Here is a 15,949-nt window from a genome sequence, read left to right as displayed (position 1 = left end):
AATCTCTTTTAGATGATGGGTATAGAGTACCACATCGGCGCTTTTCATGTGTTGTTCAATAATTTCGAACATAGGATTCGATATATTGCGCTATCACTGCGACAGGATTGTGAATAAAGTGTCAACAAGCAACGGGGCACTCCCCCTTCAAACACATAAAAGGAAACACCCATGAGCAAGGTATTAGTTCTTAAATCCAGTATTCTGGCAGGGTACTCTCAGTCTGGTCAGTTGTCTGATTATTTTGTTGAACAGTGGCGTGAAAAGCACTCTGCTGATGAAATCACTGTCCGTGACCTGGCTGCAAATCCTGTACCGGTACTGGATGGCGAACTGGTGGGTGCGATGCGCCCGAGCGATACACCGCTGACACCGCGTCAGCAAGAAGCGCTGGCGCTGTCCGATGAGCTGATTGCTGAGCTGAAAGCGCATGATGTGATTGTTATCGCCGCGCCGATGTACAACTTCAACATCCCAACGCAGCTGAAAAACTACTTTGACCTGATTGCCCGCGCCGGTGTGACTTTCCGTTATACCGAGAAAGGCCCGGAAGGTCTGGTGACAGGTAAACGCGCGGTGGTGCTGACCAGCCGTGGTGGTATTCATAAAGACACACCAACCGACCTGATCACGCCGTACCTGAACGTATTCCTGGGCTTTATCGGCATCACCGACGTGAATGTCGTCTTTGCTGAAGGTATTGCTTACGGCCCGGAAGTGGCGTCTAAAGCACAGTCCGACGCGAAAGCCGCTATCGACAGCGTGGTAGCTGCCTGATAATTCCCCCTCTCACCATCCGGTGGGAGGGTTTCTCCGACACTTACTTCTTTCCCTGCATCTGTATCTGTTTGCCGTGAATGCGATTAATATCACGCCAGATGGTTGCATAATCCCTGCATTTCGCCAGATTCTCTTCCCAGCAATGAAGCAAAAATTGTTCAGGCTCCGCGACATCCCGGCTTAACAGCTTGAATACCCAACGATTCCAGACGTACCACTTGAGAAGCCACATGATTTCACCCCACGACGCGACCGGTGTTGGACTATACCAGCATCCATTTTATGCCGTGTGGCAACTATTGCGATGTCGATGAATAATTCAGCGTCGTGTCCCTCTGGCTGTGTGAAGAGAAGGTTTACTCTTTTCTCAGCCACTTACCATTTATACCCTGGACGTATTCACCCGGTTTAGCGCGAGCAACCAGCTTTTGCCCGGCCATTTTTGCCACTTCATCTGGAGGAATATTATTGCTCTCAGCCAGTTGCTGATAGCTGGCGTGGCGCGCTTTATTAATCTCACTCACCAGCGCCTGCGTTTCGGCATCGGTTTGCAATGCAACCAGATAGCCATTGAGCGTTTCCCCTACTCGACCCTGCGTTCTGGCTTCATTCAGGGTCAATGCCCACGCATTGCTACTGAGTAAACTCAGGACGACCAGCGCCACTGCAAACTGTTTTCTCATCATGACCTCAGAACAAATCGCTGCGCGATTTCAATAAGCTTTCGACGTCTTTATCAACTTTGATATGGATCTCATGCTCGATTTTGACGTTCATATTAATGGTGATGGGCTCTTTTGGCGCAGCCACTTCGATTCTGGGAGTGCACCCTACCAGCAGAGATGAAGCCAGCAGACCCAGCATGGCAGCTATCGTTTTCATTGTTGTTCCTCACATTCCTTGCCTTCCGGGCAATGGGTTTCCGGCAGCGCTGCATTTTGTTCAAGCCATGCCTGTAAATTGTCGCCAAAACGCAAACTGCGCCATAGCGTAAAGACGTTTTCTTCGTGGGTATAATTCAAATTAACCGTACCTACTTTGCCATCCACCCGACTATTGCCAGTCACGGTTGACTGCATGGTTAAGACACCGAGGTTATCCAGATTTATTTTCGTCCACGAATGGCTTATTTCCATATAACGCAGCCAGTTAATGGCCGCCCCCGCAGCCATGTTATCTTTGACAACCGCATCCGCAGTGTCCTTATCAATACGCAACGTCATCGGCCCTGGATTAGTCAACCAGCCGTCTTTAATGATCCATTTTTCGTTATCCAGCCATAATGGCAACGCGCCACTGACCGGGCCAGACATGGCGAACTGTTTGGGGTTAACCGCGCTGATAAGCTCGCTGGAAGAGATATTCTGCACTCGCAATAAGGCCGGGTCGTGCTGCGGCATTCGCAGTTGCTGCATGATGATTTTGCCCCCCAGCAGGTCGGCGCTGACATCGCTCAACAGTAACGGGTTGTTTTCACTCCAGGGGTACGCCCCCTGCAGATCGGCGGCGATATTCTTCACCGTCACCTGATTGACCACTTCCGCAATACGCAGTGAAATAGGTCCACGCGTACCCAGCTGCCATGCACCTTCACTAAACCGGAAAGGCAATACAAAATCGACACCGTTGATTTGGTTGTCGGGCATCCAGGCGCTACCGCCTTTTAACACTCCATGACCGCCCGCTTCAAAGCCCTGCTCCGGGGCTGCCGAAAACGCGACCTGCGCATACAGCTCACCTTCTCGTAGCTTCATTTTCCAGTCAGGTGGGACCAGAGGCTGGAATACGGTGAGCGATTGTTTTGGCCACCAGGCCTGTCCGCGCAGGCGGATACCGTCCCAACGACCATTCAGCTGTACGGGCCCAATCGCCCCCGCGTGAAGCTGGCCTTTGAACTGGAAAATTGTCGGATCGCTACCTTCCACGCTGAACTTCAGCGTCGATGGTGGTAACACGCTTCCCCCGGTGAAGGTGGTGCTCCCTGCGTCCAGCGACAGTGCGCCGCTAAATGTTGGTTTGGTTGCATCACGCACCCAGACTATCGGTTCGTCCATCACCAGACGTGGGTTTTCCACCTTCATCGTGCCGTATTGCAGATGATCAAATCCGGTGGAAAGATCAAATAGCTTCAGGGTGTTGTCATGCCATTCCCCTTTACCCGCCACGTCCCAGCGCGCATGCATCGGCGTAAAGCTGCCTTCACCCCAATATCGCCATTGCCAACGCCCGGCATCAGGAAGAAAATCATTTGCCAGGCCATCCAGATGCAGTTCAAAGCCCCCCATCTGGTTTTCATGCGCACGTAAAATAGCCTGCAGACGGCCATCCACGCCGCGTTGTGTGACTTTTACACCTGCCAACGGCCAGCGAATCTCGTCAATATCCAGCGAATCAATCACCCTCCCACGTGAGCGCAGCAGCGCCCCTGGCTCGAAAGCCAATTGCGGATCGTACAGACTTCCGGTGAGTCTGGCGGGTAATTTCGCGTAGAAGATCAGATCGCCCTGTTTCGCTTCACCGGTCAACTGTAGCGGCATATCGCTACTATCCATACCAAGCTTACCTGGCCCCAGCGTTAATACGGCGTTTCCTTTACCGGCATCGCCATGCGTCAGAATGTTCAGACGCCCGCTCACCACCGCGTTTTCCAGTCCGGCCTGCCAGTTTTCAACCTTCATGCCCAGCCGGCCACTTAACGGGAATCCCTGATAAGGCCAGTTCCAGCGTCCGTCGCTGATGGTCAGTTGCTGGCGTGTTATTTCCCACGGAAGGTCAAGCAGCGGATCGGCATTATCCCGCGCCATCACGATCAGTTGTCCGCTGTTTTGTTGCCACTCCAGTTCGGCGTCCACAAGCGTAGGCTCTTGCGGCAAACTTAACGTCGCAACCGCATGACCGCTTACCGGTAGTCCATCGGGCACCAGTGGCATCGTAAATTCACCGACCAGTTTTACTGGCGGCTGGCCTTCAAATGCCGCAACATCCAGCTCCGTTACCGTGAGGTTTTGCCCGTGCAAACGCCCCTGAAATTTAACTTTTTCACCCTGGTAACGCAGCTGTTGAGTAGAGGGAGTGAGCGAGAGTGACAGTTTTCCCTGCCATTCCTGCCATGGAGAAAGGATAAGTTTGTCGATGTTAATCCAGGTATTGGGCAGCATTGACTGCCATTCAGCCAGCGTTTTAGGCGCTACCGGCGATGGCTCTGCCTGCGGCAATTTGGCCAGGCAAGCTGAATCCAACTCAATGGTACCGACATTCAGCGCCCAGCGGCTGGGGTGAGACAGATCCGCCTGAGTGATGCGTGCTAGCGGGCAATCTTCAACCAGATAGCGGAGTTCAGGTATATGCAACCCATGCCGTGTCAGCCGCGGGCTCTCATCCAGCGCGATGCGTGTTCCAACGGGTAACCAGATACCCACCAACGTAGGCACCCACAGGCCAAGCGTCATCACTAGCGTCAGCGGCACGAGAATCAATAATAAGAGGAGTGCCAGAACGGCTTTATATTTACCCTTCATGGGTAGTTAATATCCTGATTTAGCGAAAATTTAAGCCGGTTTAGGCCTGTATTGTGGCATGTTTAACTGGATATGCCCACATTAAGGATAGATAACCGATTTACAGGCACGCTGTTACACGTGCCGTCGGGGATATTAAGATTCAGACTCAATGAGGCCTCAGTTGTCCATCGCTATGTTTAGGTCCGATACGACCTGCTTCTATCAGAATTTCCTCAATGAGTTCTTCGAGGCACTCCCTACCATGATGATCGCAGACCAGATGTACCTGCCGGGAAATCTCATCAGGTTTCATACCATCGCATAATGCCGCCTTGAGCATTAGGGTGGCCCATCGTTTTGCTTCAGAGTGAGTCAGCATAACCCCTCCCGATAATTGCTACCTGTATAAGCGTAGCTGTCCGGATGTGATTCGGCTGGCTTTTTACCTGCCGCGATATTCGGGTGTTGAGTTGGATAGAAAAATATCCGGTTGTTGAAATTGTGTAACCTGCCCACACTAACAACAGATACGCTGAAATTATTCATTACGCCTATGACTATCAATAACTTTTTAGATTTTGTAAAATAATTTGAATTGAATTAATGTGACGTCAAAATCACTGGAGAAAGTCTTATGAAACTCGCCATCTATAGTACAAAACAGTACGACAAGAAGTATCTGCAGCAGGTTAACGAGGCTTTTGGTTTTGAACTTGAATTCTTTGACTTTCTGTTGACGGAAAAAACAGCCAAAACCGCCAATGGCTGCGAAGCCGTGTGCATTTTCGTCAACGACGATGGCAGCCGCCCCGTTCTGGAAGAACTGAAAAAGCATGGCGTGAAATATATCGCGCTGCGCTGCGCCGGGTTCAATAACGTCGATCTCGACGCAGCAAAAGAGCTGGGTCTGCAGGTGGTGCGTGTTCCAGCTTATTCACCAGAAGCCGTCGCTGAGCATGCGATTGGCATGATGATGACGCTGAATCGCCGTATTCACCGCGCCTATCAGCGTACCCGTGATGCTAACTTCTCTCTTGAGGGACTGACCGGTTTTACTATGTATGGCAAAACCGCTGGGGTGATCGGTACCGGCAAAATCGGTATTGCTGCGCTGCGGATCCTGAAAGGTTTTGGTATGCGTCTGCTGGCGTTCGATCCTTACCCGAGCGCTGCTGCGCTGGAGCTAGGCGTTGAATATGTCGATCTTAAAACGCTGTTTGCCGAGTCCGATGTCATCTCTCTGCACTGCCCGTTAACACCGGAGAATTATCATCTGCTCAATCACGAAGCCTTTGAGCAAATGAAAAACGGCGTGATGGTCATTAACACCAGTCGTGGTGCATTGATCGACTCACAAGCCGCTATCGATGCGCTGAAAAACCAGAAAATTGGTTCTCTGGGTATGGACGTGTACGAGAACGAACGCGATCTGTTCTTTGAAGATAAATCTAATGACGTCATTCAGGATGATGTATTCCGTCGTCTCTCAGCCTGTCATAACGTGTTGTTCACCGGACATCAGGCATTCCTGACAGCTGAAGCGTTGACCAGTATTTCTGAGACTACGCTACAGAATCTGGCACAAATATCCAAAGGCGAGACCTGTCCAAACGCCCTCTTCTAATCTCTGTGCTCCCCTGACGTCAGGGGGGCATTTTCAGACAATCACCGATGATAAAACATTCAGTATCATTATTATATTGAATATATTCCCGTCACAAACGTAGAGAAATTTAATGAAGAAAGTTGTCACGTTGATTGCGCTCAGCATGCTGATGGCTGGCTGTGTGAGCAATGGAAAAGTTTCCGTCAATCGCGAACAGTTGCAGCATCACCGCTTCGTTTTGCAAAGCGTGAATGGTAAAGCCGTCACCGCCACCAACAACCCACCTGAGTTAAGTTTTGGCGAAAACATGACGGTATCAGGCAAGATGTGTAATCAATTCCACGGCCAGGGCAAGCTGTCCGACGGTGAGTTGAAGGTAAAAGATATGGCTATGACGCGTATGATGTGCGCCGATCCGCAGCTTAACGCGCTCGACGGGATCGTCAGCGAAATGTTTAAGCAAGGCGCACAGGTCGATCTAACTGCTGACCAGTTAACGCTGGCGACAGCAGAACAAACGCTGACGTATAAACTCGCGGATTTAATGTAGGAAACGCGGAGACTCAGTAGCTCCCACAACTTCCGGCGGCAAGCGACTGCTCACTACAGCGTTTGCCGTTGGGTAGCGCGCATATCCCGATGGCTGAACCATCCAGTTGACGAGCAACAGAGAGCGAACCGCCAATCATGGCGCAATTAGCTTCTCCAGAACTGGACATTGCTGCCTTCATGCCCGGTGCGACATGCGCGGCGGTTGCCTGCTGAACAGGTTCGCTGCTACAAGCCGATAATAATAACGCGGCACATCCTACCCAAAACGCTGCGCGCATCTTACTCCCCTCTGAATATTAACCAAACGACACAGCCATAAATAATAGGCAGCGGAAACACCGCCGTCGAGAGGCAAAATACGCATTTATGCGCACTGTTTACATTTTCTGGCAATTTTTTGCCTGCTCCTTTGATCAAACCATTCATTCTGTTTATTCCAAGGACACAAAAGCGAAAATCTCTCTTTAGCGCTTTTGCTAAAATAGAAAGATAACAACCAGGATTCGCCGCCGTTATGCGAGTCCCTCTTTTTGCGCAATGTAAGGGTGTCAGTATGATCACAATTGACGGTAATGGTGCGGTTGCTTCAGTCGCATTTCGTACCAGCGAGGTTATCGCCATCTACCCGATTACGCCCAGTTCGACGATGGCTGAGCAGGCGGATGCCTGGGCCGGGAACGGGCTTAAGAACGTGTGGGGGGATACCCCTCGCGTCGTAGAAATGCAGTCAGAAGGCGGCGCGATCGCAACCGTTCATGGCGCGTTGCAGACAGGTGCGCTCTCTACGTCGTTTACCTCATCGCAGGGCCTGTTGCTGATGATCCCAACGCTGTACAAACTGGCCGGTCAGTTGACCCCGTTTGTACTGCACGTTGCGGCTCGTACAATTGCTACTCACGCATTATCAATCTTTGGCGATCATTCCGACGTGATGGCGGTGCGCCAGACAGGATGTGCGATGCTGTGTGCCAGCAGCGTTCAGGAGGCACAGGACTTTGCGCTGATTTCGCAAATAGCTACCCTGAAAAGCCGGGTTCCGTTTATTCATTTCTTTGATGGTTTCCGGACATCCCATGAAATCAATAAAATTGTGCCACTGGCCGACGACACGATCCTCGGACTGATGCCGCAGGCGGAAATCGATGCTCATCGCGCTCGGGCGCTTAATCCTGAGCATCCAGTTATTCGCGGTACGTCTGCGAACCCGGACACCTATTTCCAGTCACGCGAGGCAACAAACCCGTGGTACAACGCGGTTTACGATCATGTAGAACAGGCGATGAATGATTTCGCCGCAGCGACAGGTCGCCAGTACCAGCCATTTGAATATTACGGCCATCCTCAGGCTGAGCGCGTCATTATCTTAATGGGCTCGGCGATTGGAACCTGTGAAGAAGTCGTTGAAGATCTGCTGGCGCGTGGCGAGAAAGTTGGCGTTCTGAAAGTGCGTCTGTTCCGTCCATTCTCTGCCAGACATTTACTGCGCGCGCTGCCGGAAACCGTACGCAGCATCGCCGTCCTGGATCGCACGAAAGAGCCCGGCGCACAGGCAGAACCGTTATATCTGGATGTGATGACCGCATTGGCGGAAGCCTTCAACTGTGGCGAGCGAGAAACGCTACCGCGAGTGATTGGCGGACGTTATGGCCTTTCTTCCAAAGAGTTTGGTCCAGAGTGCGTGATGGCGGTCTTTAATGAGCTGAGCAGCGCGAAGCCGAAACCTCGCTTTACTGTCGGTATCTATGATGATGTCACCAACTTGTCGCTACCGTTACCAGAAAACACCCTGCCCGGTACAGCTAAGCTCGAAGCGCTGTTTTACGGGCTGGGCAGCGACGGTAGCGTGTCAGCCACCAAAAACAATATCAAGATTATTGGTAACTCTACGCCATGGTATGCACAGGGTTATTTCGTCTATGACTCGAAAAAAGCAGGCGGTCTGACGGTTTCCCACCTGCGCGTCAGCGAGCAGCCTATTCGATCGGCGTATCTGGTGTCGCAAGCCGATTTTGTTGGCTGTCACCAGCTGCAATTTATCGATAAGTATCAGATGGTCGAGCGCCTGAAACCAGGCGGTATCTTCCTGCTTAATACCCCTTACAACGTGGATGAAGTCTGGGCGCGTTTGCCGCAGGAAGTTCAGGCAGTACTGAATCAGAAGAAGGCCCGTTTCTATGTGATTAATGCGGCCAAAATCGCTCGCGAATGCGGTCTGGCAGCGCGTATTAACACCGTTATGCAAATGGCATTCTTCCATTTGACACAAATCTTACCCGGCGACAGCGCGTTGGCTGAATTGCAGGGTGCGATTGCAAAAAGTTACAGCAGTAAAGGACAGGACCTGGTTGAACGTAACTGGCAGGCTCTGGCCCTGGCGCGTGAATCCGTCGCCGAAGTGGCACTCCAGCCGGTTGATCCGCACAGCGCAAACCGCCCACCGGTGGTTTCTGATGCCGCACCTGATTTCGTGAAAACCGTCACCGCGGCAATGCTCGCCGGTCTGGGTGATGCCCTTCCCGTATCCGCGCTGCCGCCAGACGGCACCTGGCCAATGGGCACCACGCGTTGGGAAAAACGCAATATCGCCGAAGAGATCCCCATCTGGAAGGAAGAGCTGTGTACCCAGTGTAACCACTGCGTTGCCGCTTGCCCGCACTCGGCAATCCGCGCCAAAGTGGTTTCACCTGAAGCGATGGAAAACGCTCCTGCCAGCCTGCATTCTCTGGATGTGAAATCTCGCGATATGCGCGGTCAGAAGTATGTCCTGCAGGTTGCACCAGAGGATTGCACCGGCTGTAATCTGTGTGTCGAAGTTTGCCCGGCGAAAGATCGCCAGAACCCGGAAATCAAGGCTATCAATATGATGTCGCGCCTTGAGCATGTTGAAGAAGAAAAAGTTAACTATGACTTCTTCCTCAATCTGCCGGAGATCGACCGCAGCAAGCTTGAACGCATTGATATCCGTACCTCGCAGTTAATCACTCCGCTGTTTGAATATTCCGGCGCCTGTTCTGGCTGTGGTGAAACGCCGTATATCAAACTGCTTACGCAGCTATATGGCGACCGCATGCTGATCGCTAACGCGACCGGCTGTTCATCAATTTATGGCGGTAACCTCCCCTCAACGCCGTATACCACCGATGCCAACGGCCGTGGACCTGCGTGGGCAAACTCTCTGTTCGAAGATAACGCCGAGTTTGGTCTGGGCTTCCGTCTGACGGTGGATCAACACCGTGTGCGCGTCATGCGGTTACTGGAACAGTTTGCCGATAATATTCCGGCTGAACTGAACGATGCCCTGCATGCTGAAGCGACGCCAGAAGTACGTCGTGAACAAGTTGCAGCGCTGCGCCAGCATCTGAAAGATGTTGAAGGTGCGCAGCAACTGTTAACCGATGCCGACGCGTTAGTTGAGAAGTCCATCTGGCTGATTGGCGGCGATGGCTGGGCTTACGATATTGGTTTTGGCGGGCTGGATCACGTCCTGAGTCTGACCGAGAACGTCAATATTCTGGTACTTGATACTCAGTGTTACTCCAACACAGGCGGACAAGCGTCGAAAGCCACGCCGCTCGGGGCGGTTACCAAATTTGGTGAACATGGCAAGAGCAAGGCACGCAAAGATCTGGGCGTCAGTATGATGATGTACGGACATGTTTATGTCGCGCAGATTTCTCTGGGTGCCCAGTTGAATCAGACGGTAAAAGCTATCCAGGAAGCGGAAGCCTATCCGGGTCCGTCGCTGATTATCGCCTATAGCCCATGTGAAGAGCATGGCTATGATCTCGCGCTAAGCCACGATCAGATGCGTCAGCTGACGGCAACCGGATTCTGGCCGCTATACCGCTTTGACCCGCGTCGTGCAGACGACGGTAAATTGCCGCTGGCGCTGGACTCTCGCCCACCGTCAGACGCGCTGGCTGAAACATTGCTTAACGAGCAGCGCTTCCGCCGCCTGAATGCCCAACAGCCAGAAGTTGCAGAACAACTTTGGAAAGACGCCGCAGCTGATTTGCAAAAACGCTATGACTTCCTGGCCCAACTGGCGGGTAAAGCAGAAAAGAGCGGTACCGAGTAACACCTTTCGTTCAGCATTAAGCTGGAATCAAAAAAAAGCCCGAACAGTTGTTCGGGCTTGTCAATTTATTCGCTGGCTAATTAATAATTCCCATCAATATACCAACGAAAAATAAAACGTGACAATAAAGGCATATAACACGCGCAGAATAGCCCAACACAATTCACTTGTATAATTTTTATTTTATATATATCCGATATACACATTCACGAAAATTATCATTATTTCCGTAGAATTATTTATTTAAGGTTTTACTTAAGACGTAACAATTCATATTTATCTCTTTACGGAACTTCTCCTTTAGCATGCTTTTACTCCCTACATGGGTAGTCACAGGTTAATAAAAAAACTAAAGGATTATTTCAATGAACAGAAAAGTACTGGCTCTCGTAATTCCTGCCCTGCTGGCTGCAGGCGCGGCTCACGCTGCTGAAGTTTACAATAAAGACGGCAACAAATTAGATCTATATGGCAAAGTAGACGGCCTGCATTATTTCTCTGACGACGCTAACAGCGATGGCGATCAGACTTATATGCGTATGGGCTTCAAAGGCGAAACTCAGGTTAACGATATGATCACCGGTTATGGCCAGTGGGAATATCAGATTCAGGCCAACGGCACCGAAGGCGATAAAGGCGACTCCTGGACTCGTCTGGCATTCGCAGGTATTAAAGTCGGCGACTACGGTTCATTCGACTACGGCCGTAACTACGGCGTCATGTACGACGTTGAAGGCTGGACCGATATGCTGCCAGAATTCGGTGGCGACTCTTACACCAAAGCAGACAACTTCATGACCGGTCGTGCAAACGGTGTTGCAACCTACCGTAACACCGACTTCTTTGGTCTGGTTGACGGTCTGAACGTTGCGCTGCAGTACCAGGGTGCGAACGAAAATCAGTCACCAGAGCAAGAAGGCACCAATAACGGTGGCGACGATCGTAACATGAAGAACTCTAACGGTGACGGCTTCGGTATCTCCTCTACCTACGATCTGGGTATGGGCGTGAGCTTCGGTGCCGCATACACTTCTTCTGACCGTACTAACGAGCAGGTAAACCATTCGACTGCAGGGGGTGATAAAGCTGACGCATGGACTGCTGGTCTGAAATACGACGCGAACAATATCTACCTGGCAACTATGTACTCTGAAACCCGCAATATGACTCCGTATGGTGGTTCTGACGGTAGTGATAATACTATTGCCAACAAAACTCAGAACTTTGAAGTGACTGCGCAATACCAGTTCGACTTCGTTCTGCGTCCGGAGGTTTCTTTCCTGATGTCTAAAGGTAAGGATCTGTCCTTGTCCGGAAATGCGGCAAATCCTGCAGGAACTAGCGGCGATAAAGATCTGGTTAAATATGCTTCTGTAGGCGCTACTTACTACTTCAACAAAAACTTCTCCACCTACGTTGATTACAAAATCAACCTGCTGGACGAAGACGACAGCTTCTATGCTGGCAATGACATCTCTACTGATGACACTGTAGCACTGGGTATGGGTTACCAGTTCTAATCCGTCAGCCCGCTGGCAACAGCGGGCTCTCTTTATGTTCTAACAATTCTGTTTTATCCAGATCAAAACATTATATCTGTTGCGCTAAAACACATCTCTGATAGATGATATCTTGCATTAAGGTCTGCAGTAGAGGATACCTGCAATGAATCATCATCCTGTAAAATCATCCCGTATTGCATCCGTCGGCTATGACGAATCCTCTTGCACGCTAGAAATTCGCTTTCACCAGTTGGCTACGCTGCAATATCAACAGGTCCCTGCCCGTATTTTTCGTGATTTCCTGATCGTGGTCTCTAAAGGCCGATTTTACGATGGGGTAATAAAAGGCAAATTTCCTGAAATCAAAATAAAGTGATGCCAAAATGTGATCGTTGTCATTGTACATAAAGTGCCATTACGCGGTAAGCTTTAGGTGGATACTTAAACAGGAGGTTTTATGAACAGAACGATTCTTGTACCCATCGATATTTCAGACTCAGAATTAACTCAACGCGTTATTGCCCATGTTGAAGCAGAAGCAAAGATTGACGATGCGCAGGTTCATTTTTTGACCGTCATTCCGTCATTGCCCTATTACGCTTCCCTGGGACTGGCCTACTCGGCAGAGTTACCGGCCATGGACGATCTGAAAGCCGAAGCGAAATCTCAACTGGAAGAGATTATCAAGAAGTTCAATATCCCAACGGACCGAGTGCACGTTCATGTCGCAGAAGGTGCGCCGAAAGACAAGATTCTTGAGATCGCCAAAAAATTACCGGCCGATATGGTCATTATTGCCTCACACCGACCTGACATCACCACCTACCTGCTGGGCTCTAACGCCGCAGCCGTGGTGCGTCATGCGGAGTGTTCGGTACTGGTAGTCCGCTAAACTGTCTGGCCCGCACATTGTTGCGGGCTTTTTGTTTCTACCTCTTATCTCCCACAATTCCTGCCCTAAATGTGCTGACATTTTTCCCGCTTATCCGTACCATACACGCCACAGTTTTTATATCAGACTTCTTTTGCCGGACGATCCGGCGTGATGCATACTCTTCTGATGCCACACTATGAATTGAGCCTCTATTAAATGTCGCAAAATCAAGATATTAGTAAGAAAGAACAATACAACCTGAACAAATTGCAAAAACGTCTGCGTCGTAACGTCGGCGAAGCCATTGCCGACTTCAATATGATCGAAGACGGCGATCGCATTATGGTGTGTCTTTCCGGCGGGAAAGACAGCTATACCATGCTGGAGATCCTGCGTAATTTGCAGCAAAGCGCCCCGATCAGTTTTTCCTTAGTTGCGGTTAACCTCGATCAGAAACAACCCGGCTTCCCGGAGCACATTCTGCCGGAGTATCTGGAACAGCTGGGCGTTGAGTACAAGATTGTAGAAGAAAACACTTACGGGATCGTCAAAGATAAAATCCCTGAAGGCAAAACGACCTGCTCGCTCTGCTCTCGCCTGCGTCGCGGCATTCTGTACCGTACGGCAACCGAATTAGGTGCCACCAAGATTGCGCTCGGCCACCATCGCGACGACATCCTGCAAACGCTGTTTTTAAATATGTTCTACGGCGGGAAAATGAAAGGCATGCCGCCGAAGCTGATGAGTGATGACGGTAAGCACATCGTGATCCGCCCGCTGGCTTACTGTCGTGAGAAAGATATCGGGCGTTTCTCCGAAGCGAAAGGTTTCCCAATTATTCCGTGCAACCTATGCGGCTCACAGCCTAACCTACAGCGTCAGGTCATTGCTGACATGCTGCGTGACTGGGATAAACGCTATCCAGGTCGTATTGAAACTATGTTCAGTGCGATGCAGAACGTTGTACCTTCACATCTGAGCGATATCAATCTGTTCGATTTTAAAGGCATTAAGCACGGTTCAGAGGTTGTGGACGGCGGTGATTTAGCGTTCGATCGTGAAGAGATCCCGCTGCAACCTGCGGGCTGGCAGCCAGAAGAAGATGATGCTCAACTGGATGAATTACGCCTGAACGTGGTGGAAGTGAAGTAAGCGTCTGTCAGGCCTACAACGTGCATAAGCGCCTGTAGGCCTGATAAGCGGAGCGCCATCAGGCGCCCCAACGGGCAGTTATTTCAGTAACCGAACCCGGCAAGTCTTGCCTTTAATCTTACCGTTTTGTAATTGCTTCCACGCCTTGTGCGCTATGTTCTGGCGAACGGCGACATAGACGTGTGCCGGATGAACGGCAATTTTGCCGATATCGGCGCCATCCAGGCCAATATCACCGGTCAAAGCCCCCAGAACATCGCCAGGACGCATTTTAGCCTTTTTACCACCATCAATGCATAACGTCGCCATCTCTGCTTCCAGCGGCAGAATTGACACGTTAGCTGGCGCAGGCAGCCAGTTCAGCTTCAATTGCAACATTTCAGAAAGAATATTGGCACGCTGTGCTTCTTCCGGCGCACAGAAACTAATCGCCAGACCGCTGTTACCGGCACGCGCGGTACGTCCGATACGATGGACGTGGACTTCCGGATCCCACGCCAGTTCGAAGTTAACTACCAGCTCAAGCGATTTGATATCCAGGCCACGTGCGGCTACATCGGTGGCAACCAGGACGCGCGCGCTACCGTTGGCAAAACGAACCAACGTCTGATCGCGATCGCGCTGCTCCAGGTCGCCATGTAATGACAGTGCGCTTTGCCCTGCCGCATTCAGTGCATCACAAACGGCCTGACAATCTTTTTTGGTATTACAAAAAACCACGCACGAGGCAGGCTGATGCTGGCTGAGTAGCTTTTGCAGCAGCGGAATTTTTCCGTGGCTGGAGGTTTCGAAAAACTGCTGTTCAATCGCCGGTAACGCATCGACTGTATCAATTTCAATCGTTAATGGATTTTGTTGTACCCGGCCACTGATTGCAGCAATGGCTTCCGGCCAGGTTGCGGAAAATAGTAGGGTCTGACGTGACGCTGGCGCAAAGCGGATCACATCATCAATCGCATCGCTAAAGCCCATATCCAGCATGCGGTCGGCTTCATCCATAACCAGCGTATTCAGGGCATCCAGAGAAACGGTGCCTTTTTGCAGGTGGTCAAGTAAACGACCCGGTGTGGCAACAATAATATGTGGTGCATGTTGCAGGGAGTCACGCTGTGCACCAAAAGGTTGCCCACCGCACAGCGTTAAGATCTTGGTGTTTGGCAGGAAGCGCGCTAAACGACGCAGTTCACCCGCTACCTGGTCGGCAAGCTCTCGCGTTGGGCACAGCACCAGAGACTGCGTCTGAAACAGCGCAGCATCAATATGCTGTAATAGCCCAAGACCAAAAGCGGCCGTTTTGCCACTGCCGGTTTTAGCCTGCACGCGAACATCTTTACCCGCCAGAATTGCCGGTAATGCAGCAGCCTGAACAGGCGTCATTTCAAGATAACCCAGCTCGTTAAGGTTCTCGAGTTGAGCAGCAGGTAAAACATTCAGGGTTGAAAAAGCGGTCACAATTTAATCTCGCGGTAAAAACTCACATTCAGCAGGCGCGTATCCTCGCAGATCTGTGCCCGTGATGCGACAATTTAATCGGTTCTTCATCCGGCGGCGGATCCGGCATCGGCTGCGGACGAGGTATGGGATCGGGAATGGGAACCGGATCGGTCGGTAGCGAATCAGTGTGCGACGTTGCAATCAGACAGGTCATATACCCCTCCAGTCATTCAGGTTGACTCTTTTAGGGTATACGCTGATTTCCTGCAGGCAAAAAAAAGCCGACTAATCTAAGTCGGCGTCGTACGAATCAATTGTGCTATGCAGTAATTCAAAAAAGGAAGTAAGACAATATGGAGCGCAACGCCCATCGCTTGACGTTGCATTCACCTGCGAGAGAGATATTGCCCCGAATAGGTAGATGGTTTATTGACTTCGCTCAAAAATCAGGACGTTTTCATGCGCAAAAGC

General features: G+C 50.8%; 15 protein-coding genes. 8 read left to right on the top strand and 7 right to left on the bottom strand.

The annotated features are described in order from the left end of the window. The first annotated feature begins 171 nt into the window (after positions 1-171). Positions 172-777 (top strand): FMN-dependent NADH-azoreductase, encoded by a 606-nt coding sequence (gene azoR / locus IB222_RS11250; protein WP_003020341.1) that lies wholly within the window; start codon positions 172-174, stop codon positions 775-777. Between the two features lie 43 nt (positions 778-820). Here the strand turns inward: azoR and IB222_RS11245 are convergent, their stop codons facing one another. From IB222_RS11245 to IB222_RS11230, 4 genes are all read right to left on the bottom strand, one after another. Further along, positions 821-1,012: a hypothetical protein gene (locus IB222_RS11245; RefSeq protein ID WP_008784880.1), complete on the bottom strand. Its 192-nt coding sequence runs from the start codon at positions 1,010-1,012 to the stop codon at positions 821-823. A 124-nt stretch (positions 1,013-1,136) separates the two neighbouring features. Continuing rightward, positions 1,137-1,463: a YdbL family protein gene (locus IB222_RS11240; protein WP_126319807.1), complete on the bottom strand. Its 327-nt coding sequence runs from the start codon at positions 1,461-1,463 to the stop codon at positions 1,137-1,139. 7 nt (positions 1,464-1,470) lie between these two features. Next, on the bottom strand, positions 1,471-1,662 hold the full coding sequence (locus IB222_RS11235) for a YnbE family lipoprotein (protein ID WP_003020350.1): 192 nt from the start codon (positions 1,660-1,662) through the stop codon (positions 1,471-1,473). After that, positions 1,659-4,298: a YdbH family protein gene (locus IB222_RS11230; RefSeq protein ID WP_149384206.1), complete on the bottom strand. Its 2,640-nt coding sequence runs from the start codon at positions 4,296-4,298 to the stop codon at positions 1,659-1,661. Before IB222_RS11230 ends, IB222_RS11235 begins: the two co-directional genes overlap by 4 nt. 616 nt (positions 4,299-4,914) lie before the next feature. Here IB222_RS11230 and ldhA point away from each other — a divergent pair. Together ldhA and hslJ are read left to right on the top strand one after the other, a co-directional pair. Beyond that, complete coding sequence (gene ldhA, locus IB222_RS11225) at positions 4,915-5,904, top strand: D-lactate dehydrogenase (RefSeq protein WP_126317941.1); 990 nt, start codon at positions 4,915-4,917, stop codon at positions 5,902-5,904. A 112-nt stretch (positions 5,905-6,016) separates the two neighbouring features. After that, the gene (hslJ, locus tag IB222_RS11220; RefSeq protein WP_048216300.1) at positions 6,017-6,436 is read left to right on the top strand and encodes a heat shock protein HslJ; all 420 of its coding nucleotides are present in this window, start codon (positions 6,017-6,019) and stop codon (positions 6,434-6,436) included. Between the two features lie 13 nt (positions 6,437-6,449). Here hslJ and IB222_RS11215 read toward each other — a convergent pair whose 3' ends face one another. Then, on the bottom strand, positions 6,450-6,716 hold the full coding sequence (locus IB222_RS11215; protein ID WP_149384205.1) for a DUF333 domain-containing protein: 267 nt from the start codon (positions 6,714-6,716) through the stop codon (positions 6,450-6,452). 275 nt (positions 6,717-6,991) lie between these two features. Here IB222_RS11215 and nifJ point away from each other — a divergent pair, with 275 nt between their 5' ends. The 5 genes from nifJ (at position 6,992) to ttcA (ending at position 14,044) form a co-directional block, all read left to right on the top strand. Beyond that, the gene (nifJ, locus tag IB222_RS11210; protein WP_149384204.1) at positions 6,992-10,516 is read left to right on the top strand and encodes a pyruvate:ferredoxin (flavodoxin) oxidoreductase; all 3,525 of its coding nucleotides are present in this window, start codon (positions 6,992-6,994) and stop codon (positions 10,514-10,516) included. A 365-nt stretch (positions 10,517-10,881) separates the two neighbouring features. Beyond that, positions 10,882-12,036 carry a porin OmpC gene (ompC, locus tag IB222_RS11205; RefSeq protein ID WP_149384203.1) on the top strand — a complete coding sequence of 385 codons (1,155 nt, stop codon included), beginning with the start codon at positions 10,882-10,884 and terminating at the stop codon, positions 12,034-12,036. Positions 12,037-12,181: 145 nt separating this feature from the next. Then, positions 12,182-12,394: a KTSC domain-containing protein gene (locus IB222_RS11200; protein WP_003833205.1), complete on the top strand. Its 213-nt coding sequence runs from the start codon at positions 12,182-12,184 to the stop codon at positions 12,392-12,394. Positions 12,395-12,475: 81 nt separating this feature from the next. Next, positions 12,476-12,910 (top strand): universal stress protein UspF, encoded by a 435-nt coding sequence (uspF, locus tag IB222_RS11195; protein WP_003833207.1) that lies wholly within the window; start codon positions 12,476-12,478, stop codon positions 12,908-12,910. Positions 12,911-13,108: 198 nt separating this feature from the next. After that, positions 13,109-14,044, top strand: coding sequence for a tRNA 2-thiocytidine(32) synthetase TtcA (gene ttcA, locus IB222_RS11190; protein WP_149384202.1), 936 nt, complete (start codon positions 13,109-13,111; stop codon positions 14,042-14,044). 78 nt (positions 14,045-14,122) lie between these two features. On the opposite strand, the gene dbpA is transcribed toward ttcA, so the two are convergent. Next, positions 14,123-15,496 (bottom strand): ATP-dependent RNA helicase DbpA, encoded by a 1,374-nt coding sequence (dbpA, locus tag IB222_RS11185; RefSeq protein ID WP_149384201.1) that lies wholly within the window; start codon positions 15,494-15,496, stop codon positions 14,123-14,125. 28 nt (positions 15,497-15,524) lie between these two features. Then, positions 15,525-15,692 (bottom strand): hypothetical protein, encoded by a 168-nt coding sequence (locus tag IB222_RS11180; protein ID WP_003833213.1) that lies wholly within the window; start codon positions 15,690-15,692, stop codon positions 15,525-15,527. Positions 15,693-15,949 lie beyond the last annotated feature (257 nt).

The sequence above is a fragment of the Citrobacter sp. C13 genome (assembly GCF_014596815.2).
Lineage (GTDB): Bacteria > Pseudomonadota > Gammaproteobacteria > Enterobacterales > Enterobacteriaceae > Citrobacter > Citrobacter portucalensis.
This window is presented reverse-complemented; position numbering and strand designations above follow the sequence as displayed.

Excerpts from the sequence above, each read along its gene's own strand:
- hslJ (WP_048216300.1), top strand. The coding sequence starts at position 6,017 with ATGAAGAAAGTTGTCACGTTGATTGCGCTCAGCATGCTGATGGCTGGC.
- IB222_RS11230 (WP_149384206.1), bottom strand. The coding sequence starts at position 4,298 with ATGAAGGGTAAATATAAAGCCGTTCTGGCACTCCTCTTATTATTGATT.
- ttcA (WP_149384202.1), top strand. The coding sequence starts at position 13,109 with ATGTCGCAAAATCAAGATATTAGTAAGAAAGAACAATACAACCTGAAC.
- IB222_RS11215 (WP_149384205.1), bottom strand. The coding sequence starts at position 6,716 with ATGCGCGCAGCGTTTTGGGTAGGATGTGCCGCGTTATTATTATCGGCT.
- IB222_RS11245 (WP_008784880.1), bottom strand. The coding sequence starts at position 1,012 with ATGTGGCTTCTCAAGTGGTACGTCTGGAATCGTTGGGTATTCAAGCTG.
- IB222_RS11200 (WP_003833205.1), top strand. The coding sequence starts at position 12,182 with ATGAATCATCATCCTGTAAAATCATCCCGTATTGCATCCGTCGGCTAT.
- uspF (WP_003833207.1), top strand. The coding sequence starts at position 12,476 with ATGAACAGAACGATTCTTGTACCCATCGATATTTCAGACTCAGAATTA.
- ompC (WP_149384203.1), top strand. The coding sequence starts at position 10,882 with ATGAACAGAAAAGTACTGGCTCTCGTAATTCCTGCCCTGCTGGCTGCA.
- nifJ (WP_149384204.1), top strand. The coding sequence starts at position 6,992 with ATGATCACAATTGACGGTAATGGTGCGGTTGCTTCAGTCGCATTTCGT.
- IB222_RS11240 (WP_126319807.1), bottom strand. The coding sequence starts at position 1,463 with ATGAGAAAACAGTTTGCAGTGGCGCTGGTCGTCCTGAGTTTACTCAGT.
- IB222_RS11235 (WP_003020350.1), bottom strand. The coding sequence starts at position 1,662 with ATGAAAACGATAGCTGCCATGCTGGGTCTGCTGGCTTCATCTCTGCTG.
- ldhA (WP_126317941.1), top strand. The coding sequence starts at position 4,915 with ATGAAACTCGCCATCTATAGTACAAAACAGTACGACAAGAAGTATCTG.
- azoR (WP_003020341.1), top strand. The coding sequence starts at position 172 with ATGAGCAAGGTATTAGTTCTTAAATCCAGTATTCTGGCAGGGTACTCT.
- IB222_RS11180 (WP_003833213.1), bottom strand. The coding sequence starts at position 15,692 with ATGACCTGTCTGATTGCAACGTCGCACACTGATTCGCTACCGACCGAT.